This window comes from Pseudonocardia sp. CA-107938 (assembly GCF_050936315.1).
Classification (GTDB): domain Bacteria; phylum Actinomycetota; class Actinomycetes; order Mycobacteriales; family Pseudonocardiaceae; genus Pseudonocardia.
Genome location: NZ_JBNJNA010000001.1, coordinates 5,142,797 through 5,166,152 on the forward strand (window position 1 = coordinate 5,142,797; position 23,356 = coordinate 5,166,152).

Annotated in this window: 18 protein-coding genes; 5 read left to right on the top strand and 13 right to left on the bottom strand. The window is 72.1% G+C overall.

Annotated elements, in window-relative coordinates:
- Nucleotides 1-40 precede the first annotated feature (40 nt).
- Nucleotides 41-1,102, top strand: a complete 1,062-nt coding sequence (locus tag ACQEVB_RS25435) for a diacylglycerol/lipid kinase family protein (RefSeq protein ID WP_432980564.1) — start codon at nt 41-43, stop codon at nt 1,100-1,102.
- On the top strand, nt 1,099-1,860 hold the full coding sequence (gene cobF / locus ACQEVB_RS25440; protein WP_432975900.1) for a precorrin-6A synthase (deacetylating): 762 nt from the start codon (nt 1,099-1,101) through the stop codon (nt 1,858-1,860). Before ACQEVB_RS25435 ends, cobF begins: the two co-directional genes overlap by 4 nt.
- Nucleotides 1,861-1,872: 12 nt before the next feature.
- On the opposite strand, the gene ACQEVB_RS25445 is transcribed toward cobF, so the two are convergent.
- From ACQEVB_RS25445 to ACQEVB_RS25460, 4 genes are all read right to left on the bottom strand, one after another.
- Nucleotides 1,873-2,682 (bottom strand): NAD-dependent epimerase/dehydratase family protein, encoded by an 810-nt coding sequence (locus tag ACQEVB_RS25445; protein WP_432975903.1) that lies wholly within the window; start codon nt 2,680-2,682, stop codon nt 1,873-1,875.
- A 10-nt stretch (nt 2,683-2,692) separates the two neighbouring features.
- A complete protein-coding gene (locus tag ACQEVB_RS25450) occupies nt 2,693-3,718 on the bottom strand; it encodes a DNA polymerase IV (protein ID WP_432975906.1) in 1,026 nt (341 codons plus the stop codon).
- 4 nt (nt 3,719-3,722) lie between these two features.
- On the bottom strand, nt 3,723-5,099 hold the full coding sequence (locus tag ACQEVB_RS25455) for a GDSL-type esterase/lipase family protein (RefSeq protein ID WP_432975909.1): 1,377 nt from the start codon (nt 5,097-5,099) through the stop codon (nt 3,723-3,725).
- A 223-nt stretch (nt 5,100-5,322) separates the two neighbouring features.
- The gene (locus tag ACQEVB_RS25460; protein ID WP_432975912.1) at nt 5,323-7,428 is read right to left on the bottom strand and encodes a SpoIIE family protein phosphatase; all 2,106 of its coding nucleotides are present in this window, start codon (nt 7,426-7,428) and stop codon (nt 5,323-5,325) included.
- Between the two features lie 327 nt (nt 7,429-7,755).
- Between ACQEVB_RS25460 and ACQEVB_RS25465 the strand changes: the two genes are divergently transcribed.
- Nucleotides 7,756-12,162, top strand: a complete 4,407-nt coding sequence (locus ACQEVB_RS25465) for a HAMP domain-containing protein (RefSeq protein WP_432975915.1) — start codon at nt 7,756-7,758, stop codon at nt 12,160-12,162.
- 70 nt (nt 12,163-12,232) lie between these two features.
- Nucleotides 12,233-12,760, top strand: a complete 528-nt coding sequence (locus tag ACQEVB_RS25470; protein ID WP_432975918.1) for a response regulator — start codon at nt 12,233-12,235, stop codon at nt 12,758-12,760.
- Nucleotides 12,761-12,763: 3 nt separating this feature from the next.
- Here the strand turns inward: ACQEVB_RS25470 and ACQEVB_RS25475 are convergent, their stop codons facing one another.
- Nucleotides 12,764-13,639 carry a hypothetical protein gene (locus ACQEVB_RS25475; RefSeq protein WP_432975921.1) on the bottom strand — a complete coding sequence of 292 codons (876 nt, stop codon included), beginning with the start codon at nt 13,637-13,639 and terminating at the stop codon, nt 12,764-12,766.
- A 20-nt stretch (nt 13,640-13,659) separates the two neighbouring features.
- The gene (locus tag ACQEVB_RS25480) at nt 13,660-14,715 is read right to left on the bottom strand and encodes an AbrB family transcriptional regulator (protein WP_432975924.1); all 1,056 of its coding nucleotides are present in this window, start codon (nt 14,713-14,715) and stop codon (nt 13,660-13,662) included.
- Nucleotides 14,716-14,814: 99 nt separating this feature from the next.
- Between ACQEVB_RS25480 and ACQEVB_RS25485 the strand changes: the two genes are divergently transcribed.
- The gene (locus tag ACQEVB_RS25485) at nt 14,815-15,171 is read left to right on the top strand and encodes a VOC family protein (RefSeq protein ID WP_432975927.1); all 357 of its coding nucleotides are present in this window, start codon (nt 14,815-14,817) and stop codon (nt 15,169-15,171) included.
- Here the strand turns inward: ACQEVB_RS25485 and ACQEVB_RS25490 are convergent.
- From ACQEVB_RS25490 to ACQEVB_RS25520, 7 genes are all read right to left on the bottom strand, one after another.
- Complete coding sequence (locus ACQEVB_RS25490) at nt 15,152-15,802, bottom strand: LysE family translocator (RefSeq protein WP_432975930.1); 651 nt, start codon at nt 15,800-15,802, stop codon at nt 15,152-15,154. The genes ACQEVB_RS25485 and ACQEVB_RS25490 overlap by 20 nt on opposite strands.
- A gap of 63 nt (nt 15,803-15,865) precedes the next feature.
- A complete protein-coding gene (gene metK, locus ACQEVB_RS25495; RefSeq protein WP_432975933.1) occupies nt 15,866-17,089 on the bottom strand; it encodes a methionine adenosyltransferase in 1,224 nt (407 codons plus the stop codon).
- 47 nt (nt 17,090-17,136) lie between these two features.
- Nucleotides 17,137-18,171 carry an ABC transporter ATP-binding protein gene (locus ACQEVB_RS25500; RefSeq protein WP_432975936.1) on the bottom strand — a complete coding sequence of 345 codons (1,035 nt, stop codon included), beginning with the start codon at nt 18,169-18,171 and terminating at the stop codon, nt 17,137-17,139.
- A gap of 11 nt (nt 18,172-18,182) precedes the next feature.
- The gene (locus tag ACQEVB_RS25505; protein WP_432975939.1) at nt 18,183-19,283 is read right to left on the bottom strand and encodes an ABC transporter ATP-binding protein; all 1,101 of its coding nucleotides are present in this window, start codon (nt 19,281-19,283) and stop codon (nt 18,183-18,185) included.
- Nucleotides 19,280-20,293, bottom strand: coding sequence for an ABC transporter permease (locus tag ACQEVB_RS25510; protein ID WP_432975942.1), 1,014 nt, complete (start codon nt 20,291-20,293; stop codon nt 19,280-19,282). The genes ACQEVB_RS25505 and ACQEVB_RS25510 overlap by 4 nt, the downstream gene beginning before the upstream one ends.
- A gap of 73 nt (nt 20,294-20,366) precedes the next feature.
- Nucleotides 20,367-22,130 carry an ABC transporter substrate-binding protein gene (locus ACQEVB_RS25515; RefSeq protein ID WP_432975945.1) on the bottom strand — a complete coding sequence of 588 codons (1,764 nt, stop codon included), beginning with the start codon at nt 22,128-22,130 and terminating at the stop codon, nt 20,367-20,369.
- A 62-nt stretch (nt 22,131-22,192) separates the two neighbouring features.
- Nucleotides 22,193-23,191 carry an ABC transporter permease gene (locus ACQEVB_RS25520; protein ID WP_432975948.1) on the bottom strand — a complete coding sequence of 333 codons (999 nt, stop codon included), beginning with the start codon at nt 23,189-23,191 and terminating at the stop codon, nt 22,193-22,195.
- Between the last annotated feature and the right edge of the window lie 165 nt (nt 23,192-23,356).

Sequence of the window (23,356 nt, forward strand, 5' to 3'; positions counted from 1 at the left end):
CAACCCGTGCTGACCACATAGGGTGCTGGCCGTGATCGGCATGAACGAGTGGTGGGTGCCGGCGCTGGTCCTCCTGCTCGTCGCCGTCATCGTGATCGCGAGCGTGGTGCTCCTGCGCCGGCACCGCGCCGCGGCGACCGAGGAACCGCTGCACGCCGAACCGGAGGACCGCCCGGTCCCGGCGGTCGTGGCCAACCCCATCCGGATCGAGCCGAGCACCCGGGCCCGCATCACCGCCACCTGCACGAGCCTCGGCTGGGCCGAGCCGCTGTGGCTCGAGACCACCGTCGACGATCCCGGCACCGGCCAGGCCCTGGCGGCCGTCGAGCAGGGCGCCGACGTCGTGCTGGCCTGCGGCGGTGACGGCACGGTCCGCTCGGTGGCGCAGGCACTGGCCGGCACGGGGGTCGCGATGGGGCTGGTGCCGATGGGCACCGGCAACCTGCTGGCCAAGGAGGTCGGCGTCCCCTCCGACGCCGCCGCCGCGACCCGCGTGGCGCTCACCGGCGACGACCGCACCATCGATGTCGGACGCATCCGCGTGGACGGCGATCCCGACGAGCGGGTGTTCCTCGTGATGGCCGGCACCGGGCTCGACGCCGCGATCATGGAGAACACCGACGACGCGCTGAAGGCCCGTGTCGGCCGGCTGGCCTACTTCATCTCCGGGTTCCGCGCCATGTTCGCCCCGCAGACCCGGCTCACCGTCGCCGTCGACGGCGGCACCCCGATGCGCCGCCGGTCGCGCACGGTCGTCGTCGGCAACATCGGCACGCTGCTCGGCGGGCTGGTGCTGATGCCGGCCGCCACGTTCGACGACGCCCGGCTCGACATCGTGAACATCGCTCCCCAGAGCTTCGCGGGCTGGGTGGCCGTTCTCCTGCGGGTGATCACCCGGCGGCGGCACGGGCACCGCAGGATCGAGCACTGGCAGGCCACGTCCGTCGTGATCACCACGGAGCAGCCGCAGGCGGCCCAGATCGACGGCGACCCGATCGGGGAGGTCCGCGAGCTGCGGATGCGCGTGGACCCCGGCGTGCTGGTGGTGCGCATCCCGGCCGGCCCGGAACCGCTGGCCCTCCCGCCGGGCAGCTCGACGTGACGCGCACCGTGCACGTCATCGGGATCGGCGCGGGCGACCCCGAGCACCTGACCCTGCAGGCGATCGCCGCCATGAACACAGTCGACGTGTTCTTCACGATCGACAAGGGCGCCCACGCCGCCGACCTGGCGGCGCTGCGCACCGAGCTGCTGGCCCGGCACGTCACCCGCCCCCACCGGATCGTCGCCGTCCCCGAGATCGAACGGGACCGCACCCTCGACAACTCCGCCGCCGACTACGTCTCCGTCGTGGCCGGGTGGCAGGCGAGCCGCGGCGCGGCGTACGCCCGCACGATCGCCGAGGAGCTGCCCGACGGCGGCGTCGGCGGGTTCCTGGTGTGGGGCGATCCCGCGCTCTACGACGGCACGTTGCGGCTGCTCCAGGACGTGCCGGGGATCGAGGTCACCTCCGTGCCCGGCATCAGCAGCGTGGCCGCGCTCGCCGCAGCGCACCGTCTGATCCTGAACCGGCCCGGCCGCCCCGTCGTCGTCACCACGGGGCGACGGCTCGCCGACGAGGGCATGCCCGCCGCCTTCGACGACGTCGTCGTGATGTTGGACGGGCGCACCGCGTTCGCCGCCCTGCCCGACGCCGACCTGGACATCTTCTGGGGCGCCTACCTCGGCACCTCCGACGAGGTGCTGGTGGCCGGCGACCTGCGCTCGGTGCGGGAGCAGATCCTCGCCGTGCGCACGGAGGCCCGCAGGCGCAAGGGTTGGATCATGGACACCTACCTGTTGCGACGCCGCGACGGGTAGGCCCTGCCGTCCCTACAACTCCCGCCACGTGCTGTGCGGGCGCCAGCCGATCACCTCGGCGGCGTGGCGGCAGTCGAACAGCCCGGCCGTGCCCTCGACCGGCTGCCGGCGCTCGGTGTCGGGCAGGTACTCGTCGAGGAGCTCGGCCGTGGGCGTGTGCATGCCGGTGTCCTCGGCGGCGACGAGCAGCACGTGGTAGCGGTCGGCGCACTCGTGCGGGTGCAGGGCGAGCAGGCACGCACGGGCCGCGTCGGAGCGGTTGACGTATCCCCACAGGTTGCGCCGTCCCCGCACCGGGGGCCCGGCGAAGTGGTCGGCCACCTCGTCGGGATCGGCGATCCAGTGGAAGCGCAGCGCGGTGACCGTCATGCCGCGACGGGCGAACATCGCGCCCGTGCGTTCCAGGAAGTCCTTGCTGAGCCCGTACGGATCGACGTAGCGCAGGGGAGCGTCCTCGTCGATCGGCACGGCGGGGTGCGACAGCTCCTCGGGCGCGAACGCCATGCCGTAGATCGAGACGGTGGACGCCAGCACCGCCGTCCGCACGCCCTGCTTCCACGCCTCCTCCAGCGCGTTGAACGTGCTGAGCGTGTTGATCCGGACCAGCTCGGCCGGGTCGATGTTCCCCGGTCGCGGGATGGCCGCGAGGTGCACGATCGCGTCGGCCCCGCGCAGCGACTCCGCGACGGCGGCCGCGTCGAGCAGGTCGACCGGCGGATCGGAGTGCAGGTCCGCCCCGACGACGTCGTGCCCGGCCGCGACCAGCTGCCGGCTGACCTCGGTGCCCAGCACACCCTGTGACCCGCTCACCCACACGCGCATGTGATCAAGCCTAGGTGCGCTCGAACTCCGCGCGCACGCCCAGCAGCCGGACGGCGCGTCCGGGCCGGAACAGGTCGAGCACCTCCAGCGCGGCGGTCTCCAGCAGCGCCGGATCGAGCGTGGGGGAGGGCAGGGTGGCGCTGCGGGTGTGCGTGGCGAAGGGGGCGAACCGCACCTTCACCCCGACCCGGGCCGCGGGTCGGCCCTCCTCCTGCAGCTCCACGGCGACGGCGCGGGCGAGGTCCGCGACCTCGCGGCGCACGTCCGCCCAGTCGGTGAGGTTCTGCTGGTAGGTGACCTCCTTGCCGTGCGACCGCGGCACCCACGGCGTGCCCTCCACGATGCGACGGCCGAGGCCGCGACCCAGCTGCACGTAGTACGGGCCCATCGTCGGCCCGAGGTCGGCGGCGAGCGCGGCCGGGTCGGCGGCGGCCAGCTCGCGCACGGTGTGCAGCCCGCGGTCGGCGAGCTTCCGGGCGGTCTTCGCGCCGATGCCCCACAGCGCCTGGGTGGGCCGGTCGCCCATCACCTCGTCCCAGTTGGCCTTGGTCAGCCGGAACCGGCCCGCGGGCTTGCCGAACTCGGTGGCGATCTTCGCCCGCAGCATGTTGTCGCCGATGCCGATCGAGCACGCCAGCTGCGTCCGTTCCAGCACGGCCGCCTGGATGGCCGTGGCGAGCCCCTCGGGGTCGTCGGTCTCCGCGCCCGCGAACGCCTCGTCCCACCCCATCACCTCGACGACCAGCGGGAACTCCCGCAAGACGGCCATCACCTCTGCCGACGCCTCCTCGTACGCCGGTTTGTCGACGGCGAGGAACACCGCGTCCGGGCAGCGCTTCAACGCCGTGCGCAGCGGCATGCCGGAGCGCACGCCGAACTCCCGCGCCGCGTACGACGCCGTGGCGACGACGCCGCGCAGCGTCGGGTCGCCGGTGCCGCCGACCACGACGGGTCGCCCGGCCAGCTCGGGGCGGCGGAGCATCTCCACGGCCGCGATGAACTGGTCGAGGTCGACGTGCAGGACCCAGTAGCCCATGCGGTCATGATGTCGCGTTGGGCGCGATCAGGCGCACGACGGCGGACGCCGTACGCAGCGAGCCGACCCCGGTCGGGTGGAACGCATTCGGGCTGTCGATGCCCTGCAGATCCGGCCCGAGCTCGGGGGTCCCGCTCGTGCAGAGCGGTCGCAGCGCCGGGCGGGCCACCGCGAACCCGTACTTGCCGGCTCCGGCGGCGAGCACCTCGTTGAGCTGCGCGTTGCGCGCCGCGAACAGGTCGGCCTTGCGCGCGTCCAGCCCTGGCGTCCCGGGGAAGTGCAGGTCGGGGCAGTCGGCGGGCAGCGCGCCGCCGGTCGGGAACACGTCGTAGGACGTCGTGATGATCACCTGCGGCCGGCCGGGCAGGTCGTTGAGGTCCACCAGGAGGTCACCGAAGGCCCGGTCGAACGCGGCCAGCCGGTAGCCGAACTCGTTGGCCGTCAGCGTGTCGTCGCACTCGGCGACGCCGTAGCAGTAGCGCAGGAAGTCGGTCCAGCCCACGTCGTTGGGCCCGATCTCGACGACCACGAACTTGAGTCCCTGCAGCTGCTTCAGCGACGCGATCTGCGGGGCGACGGTGACGTCGCCGCGTTGCTGCGGGCCGCGCAGCCCCGCGGCGATGGTGGCGTCCGGGCAGGCCAGGTTCAGCACCTTGCTCGGCATGAGCTGGCCGATCTCGGCGGCCAGTGAGTCGGTGCTGCGGGCGCAGGCCGCGTCGTCGGGCCGGTCACCGCGGTTCCCGACCGGCGGTCCCCCGACCCGTGCTGCGCGCGAGTCCCCGATGACGGCGCCCGCGTACCCGGTGATGGGTGGGCCGGCGGGGGGCGGTGACACGTGCCGCGCCCCGACGAGCTGCGTCAGCGAGTTGACGCCCTGCAACCCGGCCGCCGCACCGTCGTAGGCCAGCGCCCCGCAGCCCAGCCAGGCCAGGGCGGAGACGACGGTGGCGAGCAGCGTCATGCGGCCCGCCGCGCGGACGCAGTACGCCCAGATGTCGGGGAGCGCGCGCTGCGCAGCACCCGCCCGGCTCTCCGCCCGCACGACGAACAAGGTGCGCAGACCCGCGGCGCCGGCCGCGGCGACCAGCGCGAACGCGATGAGGCCCAGCCCGCCCAGCACGTACCACGTCACGAAGCCGTCGGTGACCGCCCGCACCGCCGCAGCGGCGGCGACCGGCCCGGCCTGCGGGTCGAACAAGGCCTCGGACGCCGCGTTGCGCTGCACCGGGCCCAGGGTGATCTGCGGGCGCAGTGGCCCGTAGACCCGGATCCGCTCGACGTCGAGAGCGGTGTTCCCCACCTGGACCAGCCGCGCCGGTCCGACCAGGTTCGGTTCGGGCGGCCGGGCGCCGACCGTGATGTGCTGGCCGAACGCCAGCACGTCCTGTGGCGGCGTGAGCAGGATCGTGACGGGCAGCCCGATCAGCAGGCAGAACAGCAGCAGCAGGATCGTGGGTCGGGAGCGCAGCTCGCGTCGGAGCCGGACGGCGGGCAGGTCGGAGCGTCGAGTGCCGGAAGTCAGCGTTCGGTTCCCTCGTGACGATCGTTCGCGGTCACCCCAGCATGCGCCAGTGGCCGCCGGGAGCGCGAGGTTGTGTGGCGCATCAGGGTGCCGCGCGCACCGCCAGCAGCGCGACGTCGTCGTCCATCGGCTCGTTCGAGAACCGCTCGACCGCCTCGCGGGTGGCCTCGACGACGGACGCGGCGGTGCCGCCCGCGGCGGCGGCCGCGGCGGCGAGGAGCCGGTTCGAGCCGAACTGCTCGGTGCCGCGGCGGCGCTCGGTGACGCCGTCGGTGTAGACGAGGAGGGTGTCGCCGGGATCCAGCCGATGCCGGGTGCACTCGAGCTGCACGGTGGGGACGAGCCCGACCGCCGTGCCGAACGACCCGATCAGCTCGGCCTTCCCGTTGGCGTGCACCACCACCGGCTGCAGGTGCCCGGCCAGCACCAGCTCGACGTCGAGCCCGCCGGAACTGCTGCGCGGGAGCCGGCTGACCATCGCGGCGGCGAGCGTGCAGAACTGCAGCGGGTCGGCGGCCTCCATCATGACGGCGTTGAGCATCTCGATGGACTGCTGCAGCGACCGGTGGTCGCGCACCATCACCCGCAGCACGTCGCGCACCAGCCCGGTCCGCGCCGCCGCCCGAGCCCCCTTGCCGCAGACGTCGCCGATCGAGACCAGCCAGTGCGCGGGATCGACGGTCAGGACGTCGTAGAAGTCGCCGCCGACGTCGCTGCCGGTGCTGGCCGGCAGGTAGGCGGCGGCGAACTCCACGCCGGGCACCACCGGGAGCGCCCGCGGGAGCAGCGCCTGCTGCAGCGCCTGCGAGACCTCGACGTGCGCGGCGGTGCTCTGCGCGTTGTGGATGGCGAGGGCGGCGCGACGGGCGATGTCGCCGGCCAGCACGACGTCCTCGGGGCTGTGCGCGCGCCCCGCGGGCCGGCCGACGGTGAGCACGCCGAGCGTGCGGCCCCTGGCGCGCAGCGGGAGGGCGAGCCCGTCGGCCGGCACCACGATGCGCACCGGGGCCAGCCCGTCGCGGACCAGGTCGGCGAGGATCGAGCGCAGCTCGCCGGGCATGCCGGGCCGGGCCTCGGGGTCGAGCACGGTGCGCAGCTCGGTGATCTCGTTCTCGTCGGCGTGGGTGAGCGCGGCCAGCCGCAGCCGCCCGTCGGCCTCCAGGAGGTGCACCGCGCACCACTGGCCGAGCCGCGGCACCACCACCTGCGGCACGACGGTGACGGTGAGGTCGACGTCGAGCGATTGGCCGAGCAGCTCGCTGGTCTCGGCCAGGTAGGTCATCCACGCGCGCCGGCGCTGGTCGACCGCGCGCAGCCACCGCGACTCGACGGCCATGGCGACGCGGTAGGCGATGAGCTCGGTGAGGTCGCGCACGCGGTCGGCGTCGATCCCGTGCGCGGGATCCTGCGCTGCGCGCTTGCGGTGCGCGACCCGCAGGGTGCCGCGCAGGGGCGGGGTCACCGGCAGGGGCACCTCGACGATCGAGCGCTGGTCCAGCGGCGAGCTGCCGGTGCCGTCGCTGGCCACCTCGCGGACACCGGACCCGTCGCCCTCGTCGACCTCGACGCTCACGGCCTCGGCGCGCAGCAGCTCGCGCAGCCGGCGCACCAGCTCGGCCACCAGTTCGAGGGGTTCCAGCCGTTCCACCAGCGACGGTGGCACGTGCAGCAGCCAGCGGGCCTGCTCGGCGTCGGACCACACCCGTTCGGGGTCGGGGGGCGTGATCGGGCGTTCCGGTGCCCCGTCGACCGGGACGCGGGCGAGCGCGAACCAGATGACGTGCCGCCCGCCCGGCTCGTGCCGGGTGCCCCACGTGGTGGCCAGGCGCTGCACGAGCTCCAGGCCGCGTCCGTGGGTGGCGGCGCGCCCGTACTGGCGCCGGGGTTGGGCGAGGTGCAGCTCGAGCGCGCCGGCGCCGCGGTCGGCGACGGCGACGCGGACGTCGACGTCACTGACGGTCAGCTCGACGTCGAACTCGGTGCCGGCGTGCAGGACGGCGTTCTCGCACAGCTCGCTGGCCAGCAGGACGACGGTGTCGGCGAGCGCGTCGATCGAGCCGGGACCGCTGGCCGCGACACCGTCGGTGGCCTCGGCCTCGCGCAGGCTGTCCTGGAGCATGCGGCGAGCCCGCGCAGGGGAGCGCGCGTCCGGCGGCAGGCGCATCCGCCGCTCGAGCTGAACGGGCACGGGGTGCAGTGTGCCCTGCCGCGCCGCGGTCTGCTCGGCGCACCGGCCCGACGTCGGTCCCGGGTGGGTTCCGCGTTCTGGCTCGCGCCCTGGTCCGGTCCAGGGGAGGATGGATGCGGCGAACGTCAGCGTGGGCGGATCCCCGATCCACTAGGGTCGACGCTGCGGTGGGCGCCCGGCTCCCCGGTGCTCGGAGCGGCTTGGTGATCGGCTGGGTCTGGTGTCCTCGCCGAGATGCGTGGGAGGGCTGCGGTCGTGACGACGAGAAGGGTCCGTGCGGAGGCGGTCGCTCCCAGCGACGCCCCAGGCGCGAAGGGTGCAGGAACGGTGGTCGAGCAGGATCTGCTCGCGGAGCTGGCCGACGCCCTGCAACAGGTTCGTCAGGGCCGGTTCGACGTCCGGCTGCCGCGGCACGAGAGCGCTGCGGCCGTCGTCGACGGCTTCAACGAGATGGTCGCGATGCAGGAGCGGCGCAACCGCGACCTGCTGCGCCTCTCACGGGTGGTCGGCCGCGAGGGTCGCATGTCGGAGCGCCTCGACGAGGAGGCCGGCGACGGCGGCTGGGCGACCAGCGCGCAGGCCGTCAACGCGCTGATCGACGACCTGGCCGCGCCGACGGCGGAGATCGCGCGCGTGATCGAGGCGGTGGCCGAGGGCGACCTCTCCCAGCACATGGCGCTGGAGATCGAGGGCCGGCCGCTGCGGGGTGAGTTCCGGCGCATCGGGCGCACCGTGAACACGATGGTGGACCAGCTGTCGTCGTTCGCCGACGAGGTCACCCGGGTGGCCCGCGAGGTGGGCACCGACGGCAAGCTGGGCGGCCAGGCCGACGTGCGCGGCGTCGCCGGCACGTGGCGGGCGCTCACCGACTCGGTGAACACGATGGCGTCGAACCTGACCAACCAGGTGCGGTCGATCTCCACCGCGGCCACCGCCATCGCGCAGGGCGACCTCTCGCGGACCATCACCGTGGACGCCCGCGGCGAGGTGGCCGAGCTGGCCGACACGATCAACTCGCTCACCGCGACGCTGCGGCTCTTCGCCGACGAGGTCACCCGGGTGGCCCGCGAGGTGGGCACCGACGGCCTGCTGGGCGGCCAGGCCACGGTGCCGAACGTGGCCGGCACGTGGAAGGGCCTCACCGACGCGGTGAACGTCATGGCGGCGAACCTGACCAACCAGGTGCGCGGCATCGCCCAGGTCGCCACGGCCGTCGCCACCGGCGACCTGAGCCAGAAGATCACCGTCGACGCGCGTGGCGAGATGCTGGAGCTGAAGTCGACGGTCAACACGATGGTCGACCAGCTGTCGTCGTTCGCGGCGGAGGTCACCCGGGTCGCGCGCGAGGTGGGCACTGACGGCAAGCTGGGCGGCCAGGCGCAGGTGCAGGGCGTGTCCGGCACGTGGCGCGACCTCACCGACAACGTGAACCAGCTGGCCGGCAACCTGACCGACCAGGTGCGCAACATCGCCCAGGTGACCACCGCGGTGGCCCGCGGTGACCTGAGCCAGAAGATCACGGTGGACGCGCGCGGCGAGATGCTGGAGCTGAAGTCGACGGTCAACACGATGGTCGACCAGCTGTCGTCGTTCGCGGCGGAGGTCACCCGCGTCGCCCGCGAGGTCGGCACCGACGGCAAGCTCGGTGGGCAGGCCGAGGTCGAGGGCGTCGCGGGCACGTGGCGCAACCTGACCGAGAACGTGAACCAGCTGGCCGGGAACCTGACCGACCAGGTGCGCAACATCGCGCAGGTGACCACGGCGGTGGCCAGGGGCGACCTGAGCCAGAAGATCACCGTGGACGCGCGCGGCGAGATGCTGGAGCTGAAGTCGACGGTCAACACGATGGTCGACCAGCTGTCGTCGTTCGCCGACGAGGTCACCCGCGTGGCGCGCGAGGTCGGCACCGACGGCAAGCTCGGTGGGCAGGCCGAGGTGAAGGGCGTCGGCGGAACCTGGCGCGACCTGACCGAGAACGTGAACCAGCTGGCCGGGAACCTGACCGACCAGGTGCGCAACATCGCGCAGGTGACCACGGCGGTGGCCAGGGGCGACCTGAGCCAGAAGATCACCGTGGACGCGCGCGGCGAGATGTTGGAGCTGAAGTCGACGGTCAACACGATGGTCGACCAGCTGTCGTCGTTCGCCGACGAGGTCACCCGCGTGGCCCGTGAGGTCGGCACCGAGGGCAAGCTCGGTGGTCAGGCCGAGGTGAAGGGGGTCGCCGGAACGTGGCGCAACCTCACCGACAACGTCAACTACATGGCGTCGAACCTGACCGGCCAGGTGCGCAACATCGCGCAGGTGACCACGGCGGTGGCCCGCGGTGACCTGAGCCAGAAGATCACCGTCGACGCCCAGGGCGAGATCCTCGAGCTGAAGTCGACGGTCAACACGATGGTCGACCAGCTCTCGGCCTTCGCCGCGGAGGTCACCCGCGTCGCACGCGAGGTCGGCAGCGAGGGCCGGCTCGGCGTGCTCGCCCAGGTGCGCGGCGTCTCCGGCACCTGGCGCGACCTGACCGAGAACGTCAACCAGCTGGCGTCGACGCTGACCATCCAGCTGCGCGCCATCTCCGAGGTGTCCACCGCGGTGGCGAGCGGTGACCTCACCCAGCAGGTCAGCGTGGCCGCGGCCGGTGAGATCGCCGACCTGAAGGACACGATCAACCTGATGATCGTGAACCTGAGGGAGACCACGCGGGAGAACGCCGAGCAGGGCTGGATCGACTCGAACCTCGCCCGCATCGGTGGCCTGATGCAGGGCCAGCGCGACCTCGGCGAGATCTGCCGCATGATCATGAACGAGGTCACCCCGCTGGTGAACGCGCAGGTGGGTGCGTTCTTCCTGGCGTCCACCACGGACCCGGGCTCGGGTCGCGAAGGCGCCGAGGTGCGCTGGGTGATGACCGGGGGCTACGGCACCACGGTGGAGGACCCGCCGCTCTCGTTCGGCTCGGGCGAAGGCCTGGTCGGGCAGGCGGCGGCCAGCCGCGAGCGGATCCTCGTGGAGAACGTGCCGGACGACTACCTGCCGATCCGCTCCGGGATCGGGCAGAGCGCGCCGCGCGCGGTGGTCGTGCTGCCCGTCCAGTACGAGGGGGAGTGCCTGGGCATCATCGAGCTGGGTTCGGTCAGCCCGTTCTCGGCGCTGCACCTGATGTTCCTGGAACGCGTGATCGCCACGATCGGCGTCGCGATCACCACGATCCAGGCCAACCGGCGCACCGAGGAGCTGCTCGCCCAGTCCCAGCGGCTCGCGATGGAGCTGCAGGACCAGTCGGCCGAGCTGCAGCGCGCCAACGCGGAGCTGGAGGAGAAGGCCGAGCAGCTCTCCGAGCAGAACCGCAACGTCGAGATCAAGAACATGGAGATCGACGCCGCCCGCCGCGGCGTCGAGGAGAAGGCGCAGCAGCTGGCGCAGGCGAGCCAGTACAAGTCGGAGTTCCTGGCGAACATGAGCCACGAGCTGCGCACCCCGCTGAACTCGCTGCTGCTGCTGTCGCGGCTGCTCGCCGACAACCCCGACGAGAACCTCACGCCGAAGCAGATCGACTTCGCCCGCACCATCCACGGCGCCGGCTCCGACCTGCTGCGGCTCATCGACGACATCCTCGACCTGTCCAAGATCGAGGCCGGTCGCGTCGACGTCGACACCGCCCCCGTCGACCTGGTCGAGGTGTGCGGCGAGCTGGCGCAGGCCTTCGCGCCGCAGGCCGAGGACAAGGGCCTCGAACTGCGCATCGAGCTCTCGCCGGAGCTGCCGCGGGAGATCACGACCGACGCGCAGCGGCTGCGCCAGGTGCTGCGCAACCTGCTCGCCAACGCCGTGAAGTTCACCGACAGCGGGCACGTCACGCTGGAGGTGGCGCCCGTCCCGTCCGGCACGGTCTACGGCGTGCCGGCGCTGGACGCGTCGCCGGTCGTGGTGGCGTTCGCGGTGCGCGACACCGGCATCGGCATCCCCGACGGCAAGCTGGAGATGATCTTCGAGCAGTTCCAGCAGGCCGACGGCACCACCAGCCGCAAGTACGGCGGCACCGGGCTGGGCCTGTCGATCTCCAAGGAGCTCGCGAGCATGCTCGGCGGGAAGATCGAGGTGGCGTCCGAGGTCGGGGCCGGTTCGGTGTTCACGCTGCTGCTCCCGGAGCACCTCCCGGCCGCCGCGGCGACGCCCCGCACCGGCCAGCGGCGCAACCCGGAGACGATCCCGAGCACCACGCCGGCCGCCCCGCAGCGCACCACGGGCAACGCCATCCTGCGCGGCAACCCGACCGGTTCCGGCGCGCGCGCCGTCCCCGAGCTGGCCGGCGCCACCGTCCTCATCATCGACGACGACGTGCGCAACGTCTTCGCGCTGACCAGTGCACTGGAGCTGCACGGCCTCACCGTGCTCTACGCCGACAACGGCGCCGAGGGGATCAAGCTGCTCACCCAGAACGGCGAGGTCGACGTCGTGCTGATGGACGCGATGATGCCCGACCTCGACGGCAACGAGACCACCCGGCGGATCCGCGCCCTGCCGCAGGGCCGGGAGCTGCCCGTCGTGTTCCTGACGGCCAAGGCGATGCCCGGTGACCGCGAGTCCAGCCTCGCGGCCGGCGCCACCGAGTACGTCACGAAGCCCGTGGACCTCGACGAGCTGCTGTCGCTGATGGCCACCTGGGTCGGGCCGGCCCGCGCGGCCCGCGAGGAGGCGCGCGCCGCGGCTCGCCGTGAGGGGCGCAGCGCGTGATCGCACGGCCGAGGTGGGGCATGATCGCTCCCGCACACCCCACCCCGCCATCCACCGAGGACGTCAGCGCATGAGTTCACGCACCGCGCGGGTGCTGGCCGTCGACGACCGGCGGGAGAACCTGCTCGCCCTGACCGCGATCCTGGAGGGGCTGCCCGTCGAGATCGTCGCGGTCACCAGTGGCGAGGATGCGCTGAAGCGGCTGCTCGTCGAGGACTACGCGGTGATCCTGCTCGACGCGCACATGCCGGGCATGGACGGGTTCGAGACCGCGGGCCACGTCAAGCAGCGCGAACGCACCCGGCACATCCCGATCCTGTTCCTCACCGCCGTCGACTACGACCCGCACCTCGCCTTCCGCGGCTACCAGGCCGGTGCCGTCGACTACATCACCAAGCCGTTCGACCCGTGGGTGCTGCGCTCGAAGGTCGCGGTCTTCGTCGACCTGTGGACCATGCACACGCAGGTCCTCGACCAGGCCGAGGAGTGCGCGCGGCTGCGGGCCGGCGTCGACGACGCACTGCGGCTGCTGTCCGCCGAGCCACCGGCCGTCCAGCGGGCCCGCGACCGGCTGACCGAGCTGCGCGACTCGTCCTGACCGTCAAGCGGCCGCGAGCGCGTCGGCCACCCGCTGCCGCAGGCGGGCGTCGTCGCGGGTCGTCCGGTTGAGCTCGACGTGCACGAACTCCGTGTGCGCGGCCGCGGCCGCCCTGCCCTGCTCGTTGGTGCGACCCTCCAACGCGCCGCAGTCCTGCTCGTCGGCCCGGCAGACCCCGAGCCCGGCCGCGGTGGCGAGTGCCGCGGACACCCGGGTCAGCAGCGGGCCCGGGGCCGAGCCACCGGGCGAGACCACCGCGTCGTGCCCGGGCAGGCTGTCGTCGCTGAAGCCGTGCAGCTGCAGCTGGGGGAGACCTGCCCCGCCCCAGGCTGCAGCGATGGCGTGGAAGAGCGAGTCGGCGTGGTGGGCGACGTCGGCACGGCCGCTGTCCGCGTCGCGGTGGGCACCGGCGATCAGGAGCAGCGCACCCGGCCGCGCCCGGAACACCGCCAGCCCGAGGTCCTCGGTGTGCAGGTCCGCCTTGATGTGCGGCACCTCCACCAGCATCGACGACGGCTCGTCCGCCCCGGCGAGGACGGCGCCCCAGGCGCGCTCGTCGCCCGTGCGGCTGACGGCGCCCACCCAGCGCTTCCCGGTCGACGCGTCGGTGCCGGCGACCGGGTCCATGCCGAATCGCGCGACGTCCGGCGCGGGCGGCCGTCCGTCGCGCAGCGGCTGGAGACCGGCCAGCAGGCCGTCCCGCTCGTCCGGCCGCGGCGGGCGGTAGGGCTGGTCCCGATCCGCGTACGCGCTCAACCGGGCCACGAGCTCGTCCAGCCCCGGTGAGCGGGCCGTCACGACGGCCGGTGCGGCGCAACCCGACGCCAGAAGGGCAACGCCGGCCAGGAACCCGCGGCGGGACGGACGCGACGTCGGCACCCTCCCGACGGTACGTGGCGCTACTGCCGGTAGCGGGCGCGGCGCCGCGCGAGCCGGGCCAGCGCGGGCGCCACCAGCAGCATGAGGATCACCCGGAGCACCTGCACGGCCACCACGAACGTCACGTTCGACCCCGCCGAGATCGCCGTCGCCAGTACTGCGTAGACGCCGCCCGGGGTGGTCGCCAGGTACCCGTCGAGCAGCGACACCCCCGTCAGCGCGGACAGCAGCACGCCCAGCCCCGCGCAGGCCGCGATGATCGCGACGATCAGGCCCAGCGCAGCCGGCAGGGCGCCCAGCACGGTCCGCAGGCTCGCGCGGGTGAACCGCACCCCCGCCTGCCAGCCGATCACCGCGTACGCGAGCTCGACGACGAGCGCCGGCACCGTCGCGCCGTCCGCCGGGCCGGCGACGTTCAGTGCGATCGCGACGAGCATCGGGCCGAGCAGGCCGCCCGCCGGCAACCGCGTCAACCGGGCGAGCGGGACACCGACCCCGGCGCACACGACGAGCACCACGAGCCCCACCCACCAGGGGCGGGCCGGATCGGCCGGTGCCGTCCCGCCGGCCACGGCCCCGTACGCCACTGCGGCCACCACCGGCATCGTCGCGGTCACGAGGCCGACGCGGAGGTACTGCACGACCGCTACCAGCCGTTCGTCACCGCCGAGGTCGCGGGTGATCGCCACCAGCCCGGACGCCCCGCCGGCGGTGAGCGCGAGCAGGCCGGTCAGCGGGGTGACGCCGTCGCGAAGGCCGAGCAGGAGCCCGGCGGCCATGCTCACCGCCAGCGTCGCGAGGCTGATGAGGAGGACCGGCAGCCAGTCGGTCGCCAGGCCGGACAGTGTGTCGGGCCTGGCCAGCAGGCCGATCACCACACCGATGACCGCCTGGGCGGCCGTGGTGGCGCGCTGCGGCACCCGGGCCGGACCCCGTCCGGCCAGCGCCAGCGCGGTCGCCACCAGCAGGCCGGCGAAGAGCGCGGGGGAGGGCACCGCGACCGCGGCCATGCCGGCCGTCACGGCCGCCGTGAGCGCGATCAGCGCGAGCCAGCGGGCGGCGGTCGAGGTGGGCATCGACCGTCATCATCGTCGCGCGCACCGGTTCGCACGCGCGGGAGTGACCGACGAGACGCCGTCGGACGAACGGAGATCATCGAGGAGCAGGATGGCCGGGTGACCACCAAAGGACTCCGCCGCCTCATCGTCTCGGTCGCCGATCTCGACCGCGCCCTGCGCTTCTACCGCGACGTCCTGGACCTCCCCACCGCACCCGCCTTCCCCGGTTTCGCCGTGCTGACCGTGCCCGGCGGCATCGACCTCATGCTGCACGAGCGGCCCCCGACCCCCGGGCCGGCCGGCGTGGCCGCGAGCTTCACCGTCGACGACGTCGACGCCGTCACGAAGGCCGCCGCCGAGGTCGGCTGCACCGTGATCGACGAGCCGGCCGACCAGCCGTGGGGAGAGCGGCAGAGCGTGCTCACCGACCCGGACGGGCACGTCGTGTGCCTGGTCAGTCCTTCCGACCGCTGACGGCGATCCCGACCCCCAGCCCGATCATGGTGAGCCCGGACGCGCCGCCCACCAGCTCCAGACGCCGGCGCGACCGGGCGAACCAGGCCCGGACGGTGCCGGCCGTCAGGCCCCAGACGCTGTCGGAGGCGAGGGCGAGCACCGCGAAGATCGCGCCGAACACGAGCATCTGCGCAGCGGGAGCGATGTCGGCACCCGTCGACGTGTCCACGAACTGCGGCAGCACCGCGGCGAAGAACACGATCGACTTCGGGTTGGTCACGCTGACCACGAACCCCTGAGCCAGCGTGCGCCGCCCGCTGACCGGCGCGGCCTCGGCCTGCAGCGCGTCCCAGAGCCGGGTGCGGTGGCGGATGGCCTGGACGCCCAGGTAGCAGAGGTAGGCGGCGCCGAGCACCTTCAGCACGGTGTAGGCGAGCGCCGACGCCTGCAGCAGCGCGCCGATCCCGACGGCGACCGCGGCGGCACTGACGAGACTGCCGACCGCCCCGCCGAGCACGGTCAGCAAGGCAGCGCGACGGCCGTAGGCGAGCGCCCGGCTGACGACGAACAGGACCGACGGACCGGGCACCACGATCAGGGCGAGCGCCGCGAGGGTGAACGGGAGGGCATGCGCGAGAGACGCGGGCATCCTCGGACGGTAGCCCGTGATTCCGGGCGCGTGGACCTCGGCGACGGTCGCTGCGCGTGAACCTCAGGCAAGGCCGGCGGCCGCGCGGAGCTCCGCCGCCTTGTCCGTGCGCTCCCACGTGAAGTCGGGGTCGTCGCGGCCGAAGTGGCCGTAGGCCGCGGTCTTCGCGAAGATCGGCCGGTTGAGCTGGAGGTGCCGGCGGAACGCCGCCGGGCGCAGGTCGAAGTGCTCGTCGACGAGCTTGCGGATGGTGGAGAGGGGCACCTGCTCGGTGCCGAAGGTCTCCACCAGCAGCGACAGCGGGCGGGCCACCCCGATGGCGTACGCCACCTGCACCTCGACCTTGTCGGCCAGGCCGGCCGCGACGAGGTTCTTCGCCACCCAGCGGGCGGCGTAGGCGGCGGAGCGGTCGACCTTCGACGAGTCCTTGCCGGAGAACGCGCCGCCGCCGTGCCGGGCGAACCCGCCGTAGGTGTCGACGATGATCTTGCGGCCGGTCAGGCCGGCATCGCCCACCGGGCCGCCGATCACGAACCGGCCGGTCGGGTTGACGTAGAAGTTCTCCTGCAGCTCGGCGTCGGAGTAGAGGTCGGCAGGGATCTCCGGGACCACGACGTGCTGCCACAGATCGGCCCGGATCTGCGCGGTCTCGACCTCCTCGGCGTGCTGGGTGGAGATGAGCACCTTCTCCACCGACACCGGGACGCCGTCGCGGTACCGCACCGTGACCTGGGTCTTGCCGTCCGGGCGCAGGTAACCCAGGGTGCCGTCCTTGCGCACAGCGGCCAGCCGGCGGGACAGGCGATGCGCCAACGCGATCGGCAGCGGCATCAGCTCCGGGGTCTCCCGGCAGGCGAAGCCGAACATCATGCCCTGGTCTCCAGCACCATCCGAGTCCAGCTCGTCCTGCGACGGCAGGCCGTCAGGGCGGCGGTTCTCGTACGCGGAGTCGACCCCCTGCGCGATGTCGGGGGACTGCTTGTCCAGGGTGACCATGACGGCGCAGTGGTTGCCGTCGAACCCGAAGTCGCCGCGGTCGTAACCGATGCGGTTCACGGTGTCGCGCACGATGCTCGTGAAGTCGAGCGTCGCGGTCGTGGTGATCTCCCCGGCGACCACCACGAGGCCCGTCGTGACCAGCGTCTCGCACGCCACCCGGGACGCGGGGTCGGCGGCCAGCGCCGCGTCGAGGATCGCGTCGGAGATTTGGTCGGCCATCTTGTCGGGATGGCCCTCCGTGACCGATTCCGACGTGAAGAGGTGCTCGTTCTCGGCCAGGGGGATCATGCGGTTCCTTCGGCGGTCGACGGTGCTGCGACCCACCGTAGCCGGAGTCAGGCGGCCGGGACGTTCTCCGGGAAGTGGCAGGCGGCGCGGTGGCCCGGCGCGAGCTCGGCCAGCGGCGGCTCCGTCGTCGCGCACACCTCCTGCGCCTTCCAGCACCGCGTGCGGAACCGGCAGCCCGACGGCGGGTTGATCGGGCTGGGCACGTCCCCGGTGAGCAGGATCCGTTCGCGCTTGTCGCGCCGCGCCGGGTCGGGGATCGGCACCGCCGACATCAACGCCACCGTGTACGGGTGCATCGGCCGCTCGTAGACGGCGTCGCGCTCTCCCAGCTCGACGATCTTGCCGAGGTACATCACGGCGACCCGGTCGGACACGTGCCGCACCACGGAGAGGTCGTGGGCGATCATCACGTAGGTGAGGTCGAGCTCCTCCTGCAGGTCCTCCAGCAGGTTCACCACCTGCGCCTGGATCGACACGTCCAGGGCGGAGACCGGCTCGTCGGCGACGATCAGCTTGGGTCGCAGAGCGAGCGTGCGCGCGATCCCGATGCGCTGCCGCTGGCCGCCGGAGAACTCGTGGGGATAGCGGTTGTAGTGCTCCGGGTTCAGCCCGACCAGTGCGAGCAGGTCCTGGACGGCCTTCTTGACGCCGCCTTCCGGGTTGACGCCCTGGATCCGCCACGGTGCACCCACGATCGTGCCGACCGTGTGCCGCGGGTTCAGCGAGCCGAACGGGTCCTGGAACACCATCTGCATGTCGCGCCGCATCGGCCGCAGCTCGTTCTGCGACAGGTGCGAGATGTCGCGACCCTCCAGCTCGACGGTGCCTCCGGTGGGCTCCAGCAGCCGGGTCAGCAGGCGGCCGGTGGTGGACTTACCGCACCCGGACTCGCCGACGAGGGAGAGCGTCTCGCCCTTGTAGACGTCGAAGTCGAGACCGTCGACGGCCTGCACCGCACCCACGGTGCGGCGGAGGAACCCGGCCTTGATCGGGAAGTGCTTCTGCAACCCGCGCGCGGACAGCAGCACCTCGCCACGGGGCTTCCCGAGGTCCACCGCGCTGGTGGTGCTCTGCTCGGTCATTGTTCGCCCTTTCAGAGCGTCGGCTTGATGTCGTTCTCCCAGATGGACCGGCGCTCCTCCGGCGCCAGGTGGCAGGCGACCACGTGCTCCCCGGCCACGGTCTGGTACTGCGGTCGCTCGCTCTCGCTGCGGCCGTGGTTGCGGTCGGCGTAGGCGCACCGCGGGTGGAACGGGCACCCCGACGGGACGTTGATCAGGCTGGGCGGGTTGCCGGGGATCGGCAGGAGGCGGTCGGTGCGCTCCCGGTCCCACCGCGGCAGCGACTGCAGCAGTCCCCAGGTGTACGGGTGCTGCGGGCGGTAGAAGACGTCCTGCGCGCTGCCCTTCTCGATCGCGCGCCCGGCGTACATCACGAGGATGTCGTCGGCGAGCTCGGCCACCACGCCGAGGTCGTGCGTGATCATGATGACGGCGGAGTCGAACTCCTTCTGCAGGTCGCGGATCAGGTCGAGGATCTGCGCCTGCACGGTCACGTCGAGGGCCGTGGTGGGCTCGTCGGCGATGAGGAGCGCGGGGTTGCACGACAGCGCCATCGCGATCATGGCGCGCTGCCGCATGCCGCCGGAGAACTGGTGCGGGTAGTCGTCGACGCGGCGGTCGGGCTGCGGGATGCCGACCCGGTCGAGCATCTCGACCGCACGCCGGCGGGCCTGCTGCTTGGTGACCTTGTGGTGGATCCGGTAGGCCTCCATGATCTGCGAACCCACCGTGTAGTACGGGTGCATCGCGGACAGCGGATCCTGGAAGATCATCGCCATGTCCTCGCCGCGCAGCGCGCGGATGCGGTCCGGGTCGGCGCCGACGAGCTCCTCGCCGTTCAGCTTGATCGAGCCGGTGATCGTGGCGTGCCGGTGCAGCCCCATGATCGCGAGGCTCGTGACGCTCTTGCCCGATCCGGACTCGCCCACGATGCCCAGCCGGCGGCCCCGTTCCAGGGTGAAGCTGAGCCCGTCCACGGACTTCACGACGCCGTCGTCGGTGGTGAACTGCACGCGCAGGTCGGAGACCTCCAGCAGCGGTGCCTCGCCCGCGGTGCGGGTCCGGTGCGGCCGCGCGGCGGTCTTGGTCGGCTCCGTCAGGACGTCCTCCGTCGGGTTGCTGGGCTCGGTCATGTGCGCACCCTCGGGTCGACGACGGCGTAGAGGATGTCGACGATGAGGTTCGCCAGCACCACGAAGGTCGCTGCGAACAGGACGACGCCCAGCACCTTCGGCAGATCACCGGCGTTGATGGCGTCGATGGAGTACTTGCCGAGGCCCTTCAACGAGAAGGTGCTCTCGGTCAGCACCGCGCCGCCCAGCAGCAGCCCGACGTCGAGTCCGAAGATCGTCAGCAGCGGGGTGAGCGCGCCGCGCAGGCCGTGCTTGACGACGACCGTGCGCTCGGCGAGGCCCTTGGCCCGGGCCGTGCGGATGTAGTCCTCGTTCATCGTCTCGAGCATGCCGGCGCGGGTGAGGCGGGCGTAGTTCGCCGAGAACTGGAAGGCGAGGGTGACCCAGGGCAGGAGCAGGAAGAACGCCCATCTGCCGGGGTTGGTGAAGAACGAGACGTAGCTGCCACCGGGGGCCGTGATGCGCAGCTGGTAGGACAGGAACGCCAGGCAGACCAGGCCGGTGAAGAAGATCGGCAGCGAGACGCCGGCGAGCGAGATGCCCATCGCCGCGCGGTCGAAGAACGTGCCCCGGCGAAGCGCGGAGAGCACGCCGGTGGAGACGCCCATCAGCACCCACAGCACCGCGGCGCCGATGGCGAGCGAGAACGTGACCGGAGCCCGGTCGAGCAGGTCCGGCCACACCGGCTGCTGCGTGATGTAGGAGTAGCCGAGGCACGGGGCCGGGCACACCGCCGTCGCGGGCCCGTAGTTGTAGGTGCTGCCCACGAAGACGGCCTTCAACCAGTGCCAGTACTGGAGCGGCAGCGGGTCCCAGAAGCCCAGCTTCACGGCGACGTCGTGGACGATCTCCGGCGTCGCGGTGCGACCGACGTACTTGCCGGCCAGCGAGTCGGGCCCGCCACCGGTGGCGAGCTGCGGCAGCACGAAGAAGATCGCGAAGGTCACGGCGCTGACGGCCACGAGCAGGATGACGGCGGCGATCAGGCGCCGGGCGATGAAGGCGATCACGGACGTCCCCGGATGGTGGTGGTGGGGCCGGCCGGCCCGGGACGGGTGGTCCCGGGCCGGCCGGTGGGCATGCTTACTGGTTCGACGCCACGCCGAGCGCGGTGTAGTCGTACATGCCGTACTGCTCGTTGTAGTACACGTTGGTCAGCTTCTGACCGCGGAGCAGCAGCGCCTTCGCGTACACGCCGGGCAGGATCTCGGCCTGCTCCAGCACCTTGGCGTCGATCTTCTTGGCGAGGTCGAGCCGCTGGTTCTGATCGGTGGAGCTGAGCATCTGGTCGAGCATCTGGTCGACCTCGGGGATGCGGACGCTGATGTTGTTCGAGCCACCGGTCTCCCGGATGACCCGGCTGTCCACCATCTGCTGCAGGAACGCGTACGGGTCGTTCCAGTCGCTCTGCCAGCCGTTCACGACCAGGCCGAGACCCTGCGCACGGGCGAAGGGCGGCAGGCCGGCGTACTGCGAGAAGTACCCGCCGGCGGGGAAGCCCTTGAGGTTGAGCTTGATCCCGACGCGGCCCAGCGCCTGCTGCAGGCCCTCGGCGACCGCCTTCTCCTTCGGCCGCTCGTTGCGGTAGGAGATGCTGGTCTCGAAGCCGTTGGGCTGGCCGCACTTGGCCAGCGACTCCTTGGCCTTGTCCAGGTCACCGGTCTGGTTGGGGCCCGACGGGTACAGGTCGGCCTTCTCGTAGCCGGGCACGAGCGGCGGGATCACCGTGGTCGCGATGTCGCCACCGGCCACGTCGCCACCGAGCGCGCTCTGGTAGACCTTCTTGTCCGCTGCGTACAGGATCGCGCGGCGGCACTCGACGTTGTCCAGCGGCGCGATCTGCGGGTTCACCGAGGTGAACCACAGGCGCGGGGTCGAGGGGTTGTCGGTGCGGGCCTTGTTGTCCGGGTTGCCCAGGATCGTCGGCAGAGCCGCCGCCTGCACGCCCGTGCCGGCGACGTCGACGTCGAGCGTGCCCGCGAGGATCTGGTTGTCGATGTCATTGGCCTCGACGTTGAGCGAGACCTCGATGCGGTCCGGGAGCGCCTTGCGGTTCGGGTCGGTCGCCGGGTCCCAGTTGGGGTTGCGGACCAGGGCGAACGACTTGCCCGAGGTGTAGCTCTCGAACTTGTACGGGCCCGTGGCGACGATCGACTCCTGGTACTTCGCGCCCGTGTCCTTCGCCTTCGGCACCGGAGAGGTGTCCGGCAGCTGGGCGAGCTGGTCGAACTGGCCGATCGCCTGCTTCAGCTTGAAGACGATCGTCCGGTCGTCGGGGGTCTGGATCGCCTGGGAGGCGTCGAGGTTCGGGGTCGTGAACGGACCCTTCCAGCCGTCCGGCAGCGCGAGGACGTCACCGAAGTAGGTCGGACCGTTCGGGAACACCGTCTTGTCCGTGGCCCGCAGCACGCCGTAGGCGACGTCCTTCGACGTGATCGGGGTGCCGTCGTCGAACTTCAGGCCCGACTTGAGCTTGTAGGTCCAGGTCTTGTTGCCGTCGCTCGGCACGCCCTTGCCCTCGGCGAGGTCGCCGACGATCTCCTGGCTCTCCTTGCCGGGACCCGGCTTGAACATCACGAGCTGGCGCTCGTAGAGCCGGATGAAGTCCCACGAGAAGCCGTAGTACGTGTTGCCCGGGTCGAGCGAGTCCCACTCGCTGGAGTAGGCGAACTTCAGGGTTCCGCCCTTGGTGTCGGACGGGTTGAAGATCGCGCCGATGGCAGCGTCCGCAGCCGGCGTCGCGCTCCCACCGCCGCCCGAGCCGCCAGTGCCTCCGCCGCCACAGGCGGCGAGACCGAGCGCGGCGACCGCACCGACTGCGGTCGCCATGAACACGCGTTTTCTCATGTACGACACCTTTTCTTGTGTGCCGGCCGGCGGTTCGCCAGACGTGCGTCGAGGGGAAGAGCTCAGCGGGAGCGGGGGTCCAGCGCGTCGCGCAGGCCGTCGCCGAAGAGGTTGAAGGCCAGCACCGTCACGAAGATCGCCAGGCCGGGCCAGAGCATGAAGTACGGCAGCGTGTAGTAGCGCACCGCGTCGGAGAGCATGCCGCCCCAGGTCGCGGTCGGCGGCTTCACGCCGACACCGAGGAACGACAGGGCCGCCTCGAACAGGATGTTCGTGGGCATCAGCAGCGTGGCGTAGACCAGGATCGGCGCCACGAGGTTGGGCAGCAGTTCCTTGACCAGGATCCACCGGTTCTTGGCGCCGAGGCTGCGGGCTGCGTCGACGAACTCGCGTTCGCGCAGGGACAACGTTTGACCGCGCACGATGCGGCCGATGTAGGGCCAGTTGAAGAAGCCGATGATGAAGATGAGCAGCAGGATGCGCAGCTGGTCGCCGGTGAGGCCGAACGCCGCGTCCGGGATGACGCCTGCCATCGCGAACGCGAAGACCAGCAGCGGGAACGCCAGGAAGCCGTCCATGATCCGGGCGATGACCGCGTCGACCCAGCCGCCGAAGAAGCCCGCCAGTAGACCCATGGCGGTGCCGATGGCGACGGACAGGAGCGTGGCCCCGATGGCGATCAACAGCGAGATCCAGGAGCCCACGAAGATGCGCGTCAGGATGTCCCGACCGTTCTGCGGCTCGACGCCGAGCGGGTGCGCCGCGCTCATGCCGCCGAACGGGCCGAGGGGTGCCAACGTCGACTTGTCGATCAGTTCCTGGTGCCCGACGTTCGGCTGGAGGACGCCGAAGACCCGGTCCAGGAGCAACGCCACGATCGCCAGCAGGATGAAGACGACGATGATCACACCGCCGGCGAGCGCGACCTTGTCGCGCTTCAGCCGCATCCACGCGATCTGGCCGAGGGAGCGGCCCTGGATCGCCTTGGCTCCGACACCTTCGACGATCGCTTCGGGGTGGGCTTCTGCCGCCGACCCCGTCGTCTGCGGAGGCGCGGTCATGCGCGGTGGAGCATCGGGTGCGCGGTCGGCGCGCTGCGGCGCTCTCTCATGGGCTGCACGACGACATGCCGATCACGGACGTTCACCTGTCTCCCCACCGATCACGCAGCTCCCGGGTTGCGGGGCTGTCGCGGAACTTAGGCACACTAGCCGGACGGGCCCACG

What these genes read in the sequence shown, in the direction of transcription:
- ACQEVB_RS25520 (WP_432975948.1), bottom strand. Translation starts at nt 23,191, where the DNA reads ATGACCGCGCCTCCGCAGACGACGGGGTCGGCGGCAGAAGCCCACCCC.
- ACQEVB_RS25470 (WP_432975918.1), top strand. Translation starts at nt 12,233, where the DNA reads ATGAGTTCACGCACCGCGCGGGTGCTGGCCGTCGACGACCGGCGGGAG.
- ACQEVB_RS25445 (WP_432975903.1), bottom strand. Translation starts at nt 2,682, where the DNA reads ATGCGCGTGTGGGTGAGCGGGTCACAGGGTGTGCTGGGCACCGAGGTC.
- ACQEVB_RS25450 (WP_432975906.1), bottom strand. Translation starts at nt 3,718, where the DNA reads ATGGGCTACTGGGTCCTGCACGTCGACCTCGACCAGTTCATCGCGGCC.
- ACQEVB_RS25515 (WP_432975945.1), bottom strand. Translation starts at nt 22,130, where the DNA reads ATGAGAAAACGCGTGTTCATGGCGACCGCAGTCGGTGCGGTCGCCGCG.
- ACQEVB_RS25490 (WP_432975930.1), bottom strand. Translation starts at nt 15,802, where the DNA reads ATGCCCGCGTCTCTCGCGCATGCCCTCCCGTTCACCCTCGCGGCGCTC.
- ACQEVB_RS25480 (WP_432975924.1), bottom strand. Translation starts at nt 14,715, where the DNA reads ATGCCCACCTCGACCGCCGCCCGCTGGCTCGCGCTGATCGCGCTCACG.
- ACQEVB_RS25505 (WP_432975939.1), bottom strand. Translation starts at nt 19,283, where the DNA reads ATGACCGAGCCCAGCAACCCGACGGAGGACGTCCTGACGGAGCCGACC.
- metK (WP_432975933.1), bottom strand. Translation starts at nt 17,089, where the DNA reads ATGATCCCCCTGGCCGAGAACGAGCACCTCTTCACGTCGGAATCGGTC.
- ACQEVB_RS25435 (WP_432980564.1), top strand. Translation starts at nt 41, where the DNA reads ATGAACGAGTGGTGGGTGCCGGCGCTGGTCCTCCTGCTCGTCGCCGTC.
- ACQEVB_RS25500 (WP_432975936.1), bottom strand. Translation starts at nt 18,171, where the DNA reads ATGACCGAGCAGAGCACCACCAGCGCGGTGGACCTCGGGAAGCCCCGT.